Annotated in this window: 10 protein-coding genes and 1 pseudogene; 5 read left to right on the forward strand and 6 right to left on the reverse strand. The window is 72.3% G+C overall.

Annotation, left to right across the window (positions count from 1 at the left end; genetic code table 11):
* Positions 1-8: 8 nt before the first annotated feature.
* Positions 9-1,235, reverse strand: a complete 1,227-nt coding sequence (locus tag AB0L45_RS27400) for a lactonase family protein (RefSeq protein WP_365844424.1) — start codon at positions 1,233-1,235, stop codon at positions 9-11.
* Positions 1,236-1,558: 323 nt separating this feature from the next.
* Between AB0L45_RS27400 and AB0L45_RS27405 the strand changes: the two are divergent.
* From AB0L45_RS27405 to serC, 5 genes and pseudogenes are all read left to right on the forward strand, one after another.
* Positions 1,559-2,126, forward strand: a pseudogene (locus AB0L45_RS27405) (pectinesterase family protein); the annotation flags it as partial.
* A 482-nt stretch (positions 2,127-2,608) separates the two neighbouring features.
* Positions 2,609-3,772: an amidohydrolase family protein gene (locus AB0L45_RS27410; RefSeq protein WP_365844426.1), complete on the forward strand. Its 1,164-nt coding sequence runs from the start codon at positions 2,609-2,611 to the stop codon at positions 3,770-3,772.
* Positions 3,772-4,461: a class I SAM-dependent methyltransferase gene (locus tag AB0L45_RS27415; RefSeq protein WP_365844428.1), complete on the forward strand. Its 690-nt coding sequence runs from the start codon at positions 3,772-3,774 to the stop codon at positions 4,459-4,461. Before AB0L45_RS27410 ends, AB0L45_RS27415 begins: the two co-directional genes overlap by 1 nt.
* Positions 4,462-4,506: 45 nt before the next feature.
* Positions 4,507-5,892: a glutamate-cysteine ligase family protein gene (locus tag AB0L45_RS27420; RefSeq protein ID WP_365844430.1), complete on the forward strand. Its 1,386-nt coding sequence runs from the start codon at positions 4,507-4,509 to the stop codon at positions 5,890-5,892.
* A 130-nt stretch (positions 5,893-6,022) separates the two neighbouring features.
* Positions 6,023-7,159, forward strand: coding sequence for a 3-phosphoserine/phosphohydroxythreonine transaminase (gene serC / locus AB0L45_RS27425; RefSeq protein ID WP_365844432.1), 1,137 nt, complete (start codon positions 6,023-6,025; stop codon positions 7,157-7,159).
* Between the two features lie 99 nt (positions 7,160-7,258).
* Here the strand turns inward: serC and AB0L45_RS27430 are convergent, their stop codons facing one another.
* The 5 genes from AB0L45_RS27430 to AB0L45_RS27450 all read right to left on the reverse strand — a co-directional run bounded on the left by AB0L45_RS27430 (position 7,259) and on the right by AB0L45_RS27450 (position 12,064).
* Positions 7,259-8,053, reverse strand: a complete 795-nt coding sequence (locus tag AB0L45_RS27430) for a methyltransferase domain-containing protein (protein ID WP_365844434.1) — start codon at positions 8,051-8,053, stop codon at positions 7,259-7,261.
* Complete coding sequence (locus tag AB0L45_RS27435; protein ID WP_365844515.1) at positions 8,050-9,450, reverse strand: adenylosuccinate lyase family protein; 1,401 nt, start codon at positions 9,448-9,450, stop codon at positions 8,050-8,052. The genes AB0L45_RS27430 and AB0L45_RS27435 overlap by 4 nt, the downstream gene beginning before the upstream one ends.
* 351 nt (positions 9,451-9,801) lie before the next feature.
* Entirely contained in the window at positions 9,802-10,731 is a 930-nt protein-coding gene (locus AB0L45_RS27440; RefSeq protein WP_365844436.1) for a sensor histidine kinase, read from the reverse strand.
* Positions 10,731-11,078, reverse strand: coding sequence for an STAS domain-containing protein (locus tag AB0L45_RS27445; RefSeq protein ID WP_365844438.1), 348 nt, complete (start codon positions 11,076-11,078; stop codon positions 10,731-10,733). The genes AB0L45_RS27440 and AB0L45_RS27445 overlap by 1 nt, the downstream gene beginning before the upstream one ends.
* Positions 11,079-11,218: 140 nt before the next feature.
* Complete coding sequence (locus AB0L45_RS27450; protein WP_365844440.1) at positions 11,219-12,064, reverse strand: response regulator; 846 nt, start codon at positions 12,062-12,064, stop codon at positions 11,219-11,221.
* Between the last annotated feature and the right edge of the window lie 53 nt (positions 12,065-12,117).

Raw genomic sequence — 12,117 nt, forward strand, 5'->3', positions numbered from 1 at the left:
CCCCGACGTCAGACGGGCAGGACGCAGCCGAGCGAGGACGTGGGGAAGGGCGGTCCGGAGGGGGACAGTGCGCCGGTGTTCCGGTTCACGGTGAAGATGCCGACCGTTCTGCCGTACTGGTTGGCCGCGAACAGCAGCGCACCTCCAGGCGCCAGGCTGATGTGCCGGGGCCATGAGCCGCCGCTCGGCACCGTGTCCACCAGGCGCAGGCCGGATCCGCCGCCGGTGACGGCGAACCGGGCGATGCTCTCGTGTCCCCGGTTGGAGAGGTAGAGGAACCGGCCGTCGTCCGAGATCGCCACCTCCGCGGGGTAGTTGCGGACGGCCTTCCCGGAACCGCCGGGGACGGTGGGCCGGCTCTCGCCGCGGGTCAGCGCGCCGGTCGCCGGATCGTGGCCGTAGACCGTGACCGTGCTGTTCAGTTCGTTGGCGACGTAGGCGTACGGGGCCGTCGGATGGAAGACCATGTGGCGGGGGCCGGCGCCCGGCACCGAGCGCACCTCGGAAACCGGCCGCAGTGCGCCGCTCGCGGTGTCGAGCCGGTACGTGTACACCTTGTCGGTGCCCAGGTCGACGGCGAAGACGTAGCGGCCCTGGGGGTCGGTGACGACCTGGTGCGCGTGCGGGCCCTCCTGGCGTTCGGGGTCGGGTCCGGAGCCGGTGTGCTGGACGAGTGCGGTACGCGCGCCCACGCTGCCGTCGGCGTCGATCCGGTGCGCCGCGACGCTGCCCGCGCCGTAATTGGCGCTGAGCAGGTAGCGGCCGGCGGGGTGCACCGACAGGTGCGTGACGTTGGCGCCGCCCGTGGACCGCGCCGGGCCCAGGGGGGTGAGCGCGCCGCCGGTGCCGATGGCGAAGGCCCGTACCGCGCCCTGCCGACCGCCGTTGTCGAGGCAGTGGAGCACCCTGCCGTCGGGGGAGACCGCGAGGAAGGACGGGTCGGTGACCGCCGGGAAGCCGCCCCGCCGGGTCAGGGCGCCGGTCGTGGTGTCGTACGTGCAGGAGACGATGCCGTTGCCGTACGTACCCAGGAACGCCGGGCGCACGGCGGCCGCGTGATCCGGCCGGGCGGGCGACGGCAAGGCCCGCGCGGCGGGCGCGGAGAGCCCGGACGCGGCACCGAGCGCACCGGCCCCCAGGACCCCGAGGAGCGAACGACGGGCGGGTCCGGAGGGTGCGGTGGCTCGGCTCGGGGGCGCCGCGGGATGCGGGGGCCGAGGCGGCTGTGGGGGCATGGCGGGGCCTTTCCTTACGGAGTTGGTTGGCGTGTGCTTGTCAACAGCATGGCGACTTGACGGACTTCAGGTCCAGACCAATGCGGTCATGAGTGGCGCCCCGCCCGCGCGCGTGCAAGGCGCCGCCCGACGGCGGACAGCACCGGCTCCGCCGACCCGTCACGGGGCGCGGAGCAGCCTTTCCGGTGCCGGCGGCAACCGCTGTGCCACAGGTTTCCTGACCTCCGGGCCGGCAGAGCGGACACATGACTTCAGACAACGGCAGAACACCTCGGCCACCGCACCGGCGGCGCGCGGCGACCCTGCGCGTGGGCGTGCCGGACATGGCCGACGGACTGATCGACAGCCGCAAGGACACCACGTATCTGACGGTGTCCTGGAACCGGCTGGAGCACCACGACAAGGCGTTCGGGACCGGCTGGACCAGGAACGTCAAGGCCGATGTCACCGTGCACCACAGCTGGTTCCGGGAGACCGCGTCGACGGACGACACGGCGTACGCTCGACGCCGCCGCGGACGTACCGTCCCTCGTCCGCTCCGGCGCCGGGCCGCGTGCGTCGCTGCCCGTCAGGACGGCGGCGGCTGCCACCACACTCACCGTCGCCAAGGACGGCCGGGGCCGGTTCCGCACGGTGCAGGCGGCCGCGGACGCGGTGCCGCCCGGCAACCGGTCCAGGATCGTCATCGCCGTCGCGCCGGGTACGTACCGCGAGGCGGTGCGCATTCCGGCGGACGAGCCGCACATCACCCTCCAGGGCACCGGCAAGCACGCGGCGGACGCGCGGATCGTCGAGGGCCGCTCGGCGGGCACCGTCAAGCCGGGCGGCGGCACGTACGGCACCCCCGGTAGCGCCACGCTCGCCGTGGAGGCGGACGACGTGCGGGTCCGGGGCTGCCGACGCCGGCCCAGGAGTGGGCGCGGCCACCCCGGGGCGGCCGCACCTGACACCGCAGCAGGCGTCGGGCTGCGAGGCCGCCGGGTGGCTCGGGGACTGGAGGCCTTCGGTGTCGTAGACGTTGCGGCGCGGCGGGGCGGGGATGTTCTCCGTGCGGTGGGCCGTGTTCCGGGCGGGGAAGCGGAAAAGGGCGCCGGCTCCTCATGACCGTTCACCCGGAGCGCCAGAAGTGGCCTCTCGTTACGGAAGTGGTGGGACAGGCCGACTGGTGCCCCATTGGCCGGGTGTCCCCCCTTCCGTATTCCTGCTGGGCGGGAACAATGGTCCGAAGTATCCGAGCGGGACGAAAGCTGCACTCGGGCGCGTGAGCCGTCACCGGCCTGAGAACCGGCGCCCGGACCGGCATGTGCGTGCCGGTCCGCGGGCCGTGCGCGCCGACCGACAGACCTTCCCAGGGTTTCCTGAAGGAGTGGTACATGGTCGCCCACCGTGACTACCCCGTCATCGACGCGGACAGCCACATCGTGCTCCCCGACTCCGACGACTGGTGGCGGGGGAGACTGCCCGAGAAGTACGCCGCCTGGATGCCCTCCTACCAGGACGACCGGCTGACGGCCGAGGGCCGGGTCATCGAACGGCCCTCGTCCACCTTCCACGGCCGGCCCACACAGGCCGCCTGGTTCGGCACCGCCCAGGGCGCCACCTACACCCCGGGGAGCTGGAAGTCGGACGATCCGGCCGCCGTGGACGTGCTCGGCGCCCTCCAGCGCGGCGGCCTCGACCCCAAGGACCGGCTCACCGCCATGGAACGGGAGGGCATCGACCGCGCCTACATCTTCCCGTCCAAGGTGCTCGGGCTGCTCCCGGCCCTGCGCAGCTCCGCCTTCGCGCACGAGGTCGCCAAGGCGTACAACGACTGGGCCCTGGCCTACTGCGCCGCGGACCGGGAGCGGCTCTTCCCGGTCGCGGCACTGCCGCAGCACGACCTCGTGCTGGCCGTGGACGAGGCGCGCCGGGCCCTGGAGCAGGGCGTACGCACCGTCATCCTGCGGCCCAACACGGTGGCCGGCACCAACATCGACGACCCGGTCTACGACCTCCTGTGGGAGTTCTGCCAGGAACACGACATAGCCGTCTGCTTCCACGAGGGGTTCGGGGTCGCACGCATCCCCCGCATCGGGACCGAACGCACCCACGACACCATGCAGGGGCACCTCGTCAGCCACCCCTTCGAGCACATGACGGCGGTCATGCTGCTCATCACCGGCGGAGTCCTGGAGCGCTTTCCTGGAGTGCGGTTCGCCTTCATGGAGAGCGGCGCGGGCTGGGCCCCGTTCTGGCTGAACCGGATGGACGACCACGCCGAGCAGTTCGCCAAGGACCGGCCGCCGCTCCCCGAGCGGCCCAGCACCTACTTCAAGCGCCAGTGCTACCTGGGCGTGGAGCCGGAGGACCCGCTGCTGCCCATGCTGATCGAGCAGGGGCTGGCGGAGAATCTGCTGTTCGCCAGTGACTTCCCGCACTTCGACGCCAAGTTCCCCGGCGCGGTCACCGCCCTGACCGACCGGAAGGACATCGACGAGACGGCCAAGCGGCGCCTGCTGTACGACAACGCCCGCCGCTTCTTCGGGATCGCCTGATGGGGCGGGCCCTGCCGGAACCGGACAGCCGGTTCACCACCGTCCTGGCCAGGCTGGAGGAACGCTCCCTCAAGGAGCAGCGGGAGCTGGAGGCACTGCGCGCGCAAGGCGGTACCGCTCTGCGCGAGCGCGCCGGCTCCTTCATGCTCGACGTCGGCCCGGACGTCGGCCAGTTGCTGAACTCGCTGGTCCGGGCGATGGCCGCGCGGACGGTCGTGGAGGTCGGTGGATCGGTCGGCTATTCGACGCTCTGGCTCGCCGAGGCGGTACGCGCCACCGGCGGACGCTTGTACTCCATCGAGGTCGACCCCGGAAAGCAGGCCGAGCAGCGGGACAACGTGACGGAGGCGGGACTCGCCGACGTCGTCGAACTGACCGCGCTGGAAGCGCCCGCCCTGGTCCCCACCCTGACCGGCCCGGTCGACCTCGTCCTCCTGGACCACTGGAAGGAGCTGTACGTCCGGGACTTCGACGCCTGCTGGCCGGCGCTGCGGCCGGGCGGCCTCGTGGTGGCCGACAACATCCTGGTCCCGAAGAAGAACGCCGAGGTCATCGCCGCGTACCGGCAGCATCTCGGCGGCGTGCCGGACGCGCAGAGCCAGATACTGGAGATCGGGGACGGGGTGGGGTTCACCGTAAAGCGTGAAGCGCGGCCAGGCGTTCGTCGGGGACCTGGTTCCGGGCCCTAGCGTGGCCACGCCACCGACGCCCCTTTTCGACGGAAAGCTTGGAACATGAAGATCGGCATCGAGTCAGAACTGCCCGTCGTCGACCGCCGGGGGGCCGCGGCCGGCCGCTCGGCGGTGCAAGCCGTCTTCGAACGGCTCGCGCTCCGACCCGAGTTCACCCCCTACCGCGACGCCACCACCGGCGCGCTGGTGGGCGCCCGGTCGGTGCGCGACCACGGAACCCTCGACGTGGGCAATGACTACGGCTTCTGCACGGTCGAGGCCGCCCTGCCGCCGGAAGAGGGGTTCGCCGCCGCCAAGGCCGCCTGGCACCGCACGCTCGACGACGTGGTGTTCCCGGCCTTGGCGGCCGAGGGCCTGTCCGCCCTCGCGCACGGCTGCCAGCCGCTCACCGAGACCCTCGGCGGCCCGTACCTGGCCGACAAGGCGCACTACGGCCTGTGGCTGGCGCAGGCCGAGCGGTGTCCGGGGCACTACGCCAGCGACGCCTGGCCCGGCTTCGCCGCCGTCCAGTTCAACGTCGACGTCCCGCTGCCGCGGGTGATCGACGCCTGCAACACGCTCATCAAGATGACGCCGCTGATCTTCGCGTGGGGCGCCAACTCCGCGGTGTTCGGCGGCCGGGTGCAGCCCTGGTACTCCCTGCGGCTGCGTGGCTACACGGAACTGTCCGACAGCAACCCGTTCTTCGCCCACCGCCTGCACTACCCCCGCCGCCTGTACGGCAGCCTGGCGGACTACATGCGGGAGGCGTGGGCGCTGCCGATCTTCGAGGTCACGCGGAACGGCATCCTCCACACCCCGCTGCTGCCCGAGCTGACGACCTGGCAGTTCGCCGAGGCGGGCCACGCCGAGTTCGTCGACCCGGACGGCACCAAGCGCACCCTGCACTGCACCACCGCCGACCTGGCGTCCGGCCTGGTCTTCTGCTGGCCGGCGGTACGGGTCCGGATGCGGCTGGACGAGGCGTGCAGCGTCGCCGAGGCGCTGGAGGCGGTGACGGCCGGCCGGGGCGAGGCGGTGCTCCGGGAAAGTGGCCGCGGCACCTTCGTCGAGATCCGGCACCTGCCCACGATGAACCGGGCGGAGACCTTCGCGTGGCTGGCCATGCTGCTGGGCTGGCTGGGCGACACCGAAGGCTGCCGCGACCTGTTCGGCGGCTGGTCGCTCCAGGACGCCCGTACGGCCGCCGCCGAGGTCCAGACCCGCGGCTGGGCGGCCGAGGTCACCGGGGTGCCGCTGACGGAGTGGGGCCGGCGCGCCCTGGACCTGGCGACGGCGTCGCTGCGCCGGGATCCGGTGGCGCCCGTCGAGGAGCTGGAACCGCTGGCCAGGCGGCTGCGGGACCGGACGAGCCCGGCGACCGACGCGGTCGCGCGGGTCCGCGCCGAGGGAGTGGAGGCGTTCGTGGAGGAGCTGCGGATGTGCTGAGGCGGCGGGCGCCGATGGCCGTACGGCTGCGGGCGAGGGCGTTCGGCACGGGAGCGGGGCTCCGTACGGACGCCGCGCCGTGCACCGGGCGGGTGGGTCGACGTACGGGCGATCGGGAGGAGACGCCGGAATGACCGGGCGGCAAGGGGCGGAACAGGGCATACCCGGCGCGCCGGAGTCCCGGAGCGCGTACAACTTCTCCGCGGGGCCCGCGACGCTGCCCCGGCCGGTGGCCCGGCGGGTGCGCGAGGAGTTCGCGGCCCATGCGGACGACGGCGCGTCGATCATCGAGATCAGTCACAAGAACCCCCGGTTCACCGGCGTGCTCGACTCCGCCGTGGCGCTGTACCGGGAGGTGACCGGGCTTCCGGAGGATCATCACGTGCTGTTCGTGCACGGCGGCGCCCGGATGCAGTGCGCCGCCGTGCCGCTCAACCTCATGGGCCGGTCACCGACCCGTACCGCCGGATACGTGGTGACCGGCCTGTTCGCCCAGCAGGCGCAGCGCGAAGGCGCCCGCTACGGCACCGCCGTGACGGTCGCCGGGAGCGAGGCCACCGGCTTCGACCGCATACCGGAGGTGACCGCGCGGCACTGCCCGCCGGACGCCGCCTTCCTCCACCTCACCAGCAACAACACCGTCTACGGCACCCGCTGGAGCGACTTCCCGCGCGACTGTCCCGCCCCGCTGGTGGCCGACGCCACCAGCGACATCCTCTCGCGGCGGCTGGACCACGGCCGGTTCGGCATCATCTACGCCGGCTTCCAGAAGAACCTGGGCCCCTCCAGCGTCGCCCTGGTGACCGTCCGCGACGACCTGCTCGGCCACGCGCTGCCCGAGACGCCCCGGCTGCTGGACTACTCCGTCCACGCGGCCTCCAAGTCGCTGGACAACACCCCGAACACCTTCGCCGTCTTCGTCCTCTCCCTGACCCTGGAATGGATACGCGACCAGGGCGGCCTGGCGGTGGCCGAACGGACGAACAAGGCCAAGGCGGCACTGCTGTACGAGGAACTGGACCGCACGGCGTTCTACCGACCCACCGCCCACCCGGACCACCGCTCCGTCACCAACATCGTCTTCCGGCTCGCCGACGAGTCGCTGACCGGGGAATTCCTCGCCCGCGCGCAGGAGGAAGGATTCCTCGGCCTGGCCGGGCACCGCCTGGTGGGCGGCGTACGGGCGTCCGTCTACAACGGGATGCCCCTGGAGGGCGTACGGGCGCTGGCGGACTTCCTCCGGGAGTTCGCGCGCGTACGAGGGTGAGGCGGAGGCCGTGCCCCTACGTCGACCGGCCGCCCGCGAAGGCAGCGGGCCGGGGCCCCTGGTGCGCCCCGGCCCGCTCCCTCCGGACCGGCTCCCGACTCAGTCGCCGGGCTTGACCACGGTGAACGCGTACCGGCCGAGGCTGAAGAAGTACCGCCCCGCCGCGTCCAGCTCGCGCAGCTCCCGGCTCCAGGCCCCGGTCACCTCCGGATCCCCGCCGGGATGGCCGGCGAGGAACGCCTCGATGAAGCCGACCTGCCAGTAACTGTAGGTGTCGCGATCACACCGCCGGTTGAGGAACGTCAGCGTGGTCAGGCTCTCCTCGGCGAACCCGGCCTCCCGGAGCAGCGGACCGAGCCGCCGGGGCAGCCGGGGGTCGGCGACGTGGTCCTCCCACAGGTCGAGGATCCGCCGCATACGGAGCCGGTCGGCGGAGTGCCACACCAGCGAGTCCCAGTCGGTGTCGAGCACCACCGCGCGGCCTCCTGGACGCAGCACCCGGTACAGCTCGGCCAGCGCGCGTTCGATGTCGCCGACGTACTCGTAGACCTGTGAGGAGACGGCGGCGTCGAACGACGCGTCCGGGAAGGGGATCTCTTCACAGCGTCCCGTCACCAGGTTCACCCGCGCGCCGGCCGGCGCGCACCGCGCCCGCGCCAGCTCCAGCATCGACGCGCTGATGTCGATGCCGCACACCTCGCCGTCCGGGCCGACCGGATCCACCAGTTCCGAGATCAGGTAGCCGGGGCCGCAGCCGATGTCCAGGATCCGGTCGCCGCGCTGCACGGCGAGCTGCCGGATCAGGTGCTGCCGCTGCCCGCGCATCTCGGGGGTGTGCGCCTCGATGTCGGCTTCGCCGGCCCGCTCACCGTCGAAACGCAGCAGAGCGGTCATGAGGGCACCCCCTCCTCCGCGCGGGCCGGCGGTGGCGGGACCGGCGCGCCGGGCTGGGCCGGCCGGAGCCGGGCGTGCGCCACCGCCCGGTCGGTCAGGGCGCCGGCCTCGCCCACGTAGCGGGCCGGGTCGAGCAGGTCGTCCAGCGCGGTGGAGGAGAGCCGGGAGGTGATCTCCGCGCACTCGCGTACGCAGGTACGCAGCGGACGGCCGTCGCTCTGCGCCCGCTGGCTCACCTCGTAGACCAGGGTGTGCGCGCTCTGCTTGCCGATGCGTTCGCCGAGGGCCAGCATCAGTGCCTCGGTACACAGGAACTCCGCCACCGACGCCGCGTTCTCCGCCATCCGCTCATCGTGCACCTGGAGCCCGGCGAGGACCTCGTTGAGGATGGCCAGCGCCGCCAGCGTGTAGTGCGACACGTCGGCGACCGTCACCCATTCCATCCGCAGGCCCCGTGCGTCGCGCTCGTGCTCCTGCACCATGCCCTCGACGCCGAGCGCGGCGGCGGACCGGGCGAGCCGGGCGAGCAGGACGACTTGTTCGGAACGTTCGGGATTGCGCTTGTGCGGCATGGTGCTGCTGCCGACCCGCCCGTACTCCCAGCCCTCGGACAGCTCGCCGACCTCGGCGCGCGAGAGCACCCGTACCTCCTCGGCGATCCGGCCGAGCGTCGCCGTGAGCATGGCCAGCGTGGTACCGAACTCGGCCACCCGGTCCCGCGCGACGTGCCAGCCGACGACCGGGACGCCGAGCCCCAGGCGGGCGGCGAAGTCGGCGAGCAGTTCCTGCCCGCGCCCCTGGAAGCCGGCCATGGTGCCGACGCCGCCGTGCAGCTGGGCCACCAGGGCCCGCTCGCGGAGCTGGGCCAGCCGCTCACCGTGCCGCACCAGTTCGTCGAGCCAGCTCGCCACCTTGAGGCCGAAGGTGATCGGCAGCGCGGGCTGTCCGTGGGTGCGGCCCACCATCAGGGTGTCGCGGTGTGTTCCCGCCAGCGTGATCAGGCGTGTCGTCATGGCGGCCAGTTCCCGGTCCGCCTCGTCCAGCACGTCCCGCATCTCCAGGGACTGCGCGGTGTCCTGGATGTCCTGGGTGGTGGCTCCCAGGTGCACCATTTCCCCCGAGCCCGCCTCGCACGCCGCCGCCAGGCCGCGCAGCAGCGGCACGAGGGAGTGGCCCGTACGGCGGAACTCCGAAGCCAGGGAGGCGAGGTCGATCCGGCCCGGCTCGCAGGCCCGCGCCACCCGTGCCGCCGTCCCGGGCGGGACCATGCCGAGCTGTTCCTGACTGCCCGCCAGCACGGCCTCCACGTCGAGCCATCGGCGCAGCCGACATCGGTCACAGAAGATCCGGTGGCTGGCGGCTGTGGCGTACCCCTGCCCGTGAAAGAGCGAATCCAGTACGTGCCCCCGCTCGTGGCCGCACTCCGCCGTCGTCCGCCCGTCGTCATCCCCTGACGTCCCCGACGCCGACGCCGACGGGTACGCGGATCCGCTGGGGCTGTGGGGGTGGTCGTGCCCGTTCGGGGCGGGTGTCTGCTGGTGCCTGCGAGAAGTGTCCATGAATCCTCGCGTTCCATGGGTTGCTTCTAAGGTCACTTCGGTCAACTCGGCAGAACTCGCCTCATAGCAGCACACGGGGGAGCCGAGGCCAACCCTGCGCGCGGGAGTTGCTCCGGAACGGTCGAGGGGACGTGCCGGGAGCGGTACGGAAAGGGGAGCGCCCTCCAGCACTCCCCCCGGCGGCAACAGCTAGCAGGAGAAATAGCAGCGCACCGTGGTGCCCTGCTCACTGGTGTGCATCCGTACGAGGTCGGAGACCAGGTGGACGAGCAGCAGCCCACGCCCGCCGAGCTGCCCCGCAGGCACCGGGCTCCGTCCGGCCAGCGGGTCGGTCAGCCGCCCGCGGTCACACACCTCCCACACCACCTGACGTCCCTCGCTCCAGACCCGCAAGGTGCCCGTGCCCCCACCGTGCAGCACGCTGTTGGTGGTCAGTTCGGCCACCGCCAGCTCCATGTCCTGCAACCGGGCGCCGGTCAGCCCCAGCTCGCGCGCCTGACCGGTGGCCCATTGCCGTACCGCGGCCAGTTCCGGTGCGCCGAAGTCGGCCGTCTTCGCGGTGGGCGGGGGAGTCAGCGGCTGGTTGTAGCGGGCGACGACGGCCTCGGGGTCGTAGGCGGGGCTGGTACGCCGGCCGCCCGGATCGATGATCAACGGGTGCGTGGCGTGCGCGTCGGCAAGCACCGTGGCGTCCAGGCCGGCCGCGTCGTAGGGGCAGAGGATCGATACGGCACGGCCGCGGAACGCCGCGTTGATCAGCGCCTCGTGCTGGGCACAGGCCGGGTACTCGACATCGGTGCGCTGCGGCCAGATCGGCTCGCCGATGATCCAGACACGTCCGGACGGCTGGGCGTCGGCAAAGGCCCGCAGCACCCCCGGGATGATCCGGCCCGGGTTGCGCCCGGCCTGCGTCATGTCGATGAAGCGCACCGCATCGGCGAACCGGCCCAACTGCTGCTTCAGCAATGCGTGCCGGTCGGCGGGAACGGCGACGGCCACCGGTTCCCCCGCCTCCACACCGTCGAGGATGAACGGAACCGTTCCCTCCACATATTGCTGATCGTCCCAGTAGAACAGCGCCGGGTGATCGAAGAGCTCGTCGGCCGGGGGAGCGTGCATCACAGCGTCACCTCCATCGCCGCCAGATCTGGCCAGAAAAGCTCCAGCAGACGCCGCAGCGTACCCGGCGGCCGGCTGACCACGACGCGCCGCCCCTCGCCCAGGCCGTGTGCGGTGCGGGCCAACGCGGACGCGCCGGCCACATCGATGAAGGTCACACCCGACATCTCCATATGAAAGACGTCATCCTCACACCGAGCAAGACGCTCCAGCGCCCCCTCCCAGATCGGGCGTGTGCTCAAGCTGATCTCCCCTGCCGCCTCCAGCCCCGGCCTGTCCGGCAACGGGCACACCGTCAACACAGCCTCGCCGGGCAACCGCCCGCCAGACCCCTGCGAGAGCTCCACCCAGCCGTCCTCCATCGCTTTCCCGCCAGTATCCCGCCACCGGCCGTCACCCGGATACTCGCAACCGAAAGCTGCGCGGTGCGGTGGCCACCCCGTGAACAGTACTTCGTCCCCTCGGCTCCCGTCCGAGAGGCACGGTGTCAGGAATCGCCCGGCACCGGAGGCCGCTGGTCACGGGGAGGGGGCGGGGCGGTGTGATCGAGCAGCAGGTCGGTGTACTGGCGCAGGCGGGACAGGTGCTCGGCCAGGGCCGCGGCGGTGGCGAGTGCGCCGGCCGGGAGGGCGTGGGCGGGCAGTTGAGCGTACAGGTCCTGGGCGGCGTCCTCGGCATCGCGCAGCCGGGAGTCGATCTCGACGAGCAGCGGGCTCACGGCCGGCGTGGTGGCCGGCCGGCCGGCGCGGTGCTGGTGCTCGGCTTTCAGCAAGGCGGTCTGCTCGTGCAGGCGGCGGTTGATGTCGTACAGCGCGACGAAGACCGTGACCTTGGCGCGCAGGACCCAGGGATCGAAGGGTTTGACCAGGTAATCGACGGCGCCGACCGCATAACCGCGGAAGGTGTGGTGGGCGCTGTGGCCGGCCGCGGTCAGGAAGATGATCGGTACGTGGCGGGTGCGGGCGCGGCGTTTGATGTGCACCGCGGTCTCGAAGCCGTCCATGCCCGGCATCTGCACATCGAGCAGTATCAGCGCGAACTCCTCGGACAGCAGCGCCTTGAGGGCGGCCTCGCCGGAGGTGGCGCGCACCAGCCGGTGGTGCAGCGGGGCCAGGACGGCCTCCAGGGCCAGGAGGTTCTCGGTCCGGTCGTCGACGAGCAGGATCTTTATCGCCTGCGTACCGGGAGGTGCGGCAGCCTCGGCGCCGGCGGTGGGTCGCGCGGCGGGCGCGGGAATGCCTGGCCCGCCGCCGGACGGCGGGTGGGGTGCTGCGGAGGGCCTGTCGCCGGGGGAGGGGGCGCCGGGTTGCAGCGCCCGCGTGCCGTTGGGCATGGCCATCTACGCCTTTCGCCGAGCCAGCGGACAGCGCGCTGGTTGACGCGCGG

It is taken from the genome of Streptomyces sp. NPDC052496, assembly GCF_040679095.1.
Classification (GTDB): Bacteria; Actinomycetota; Actinomycetes; order Streptomycetales; family Streptomycetaceae; genus Streptomyces.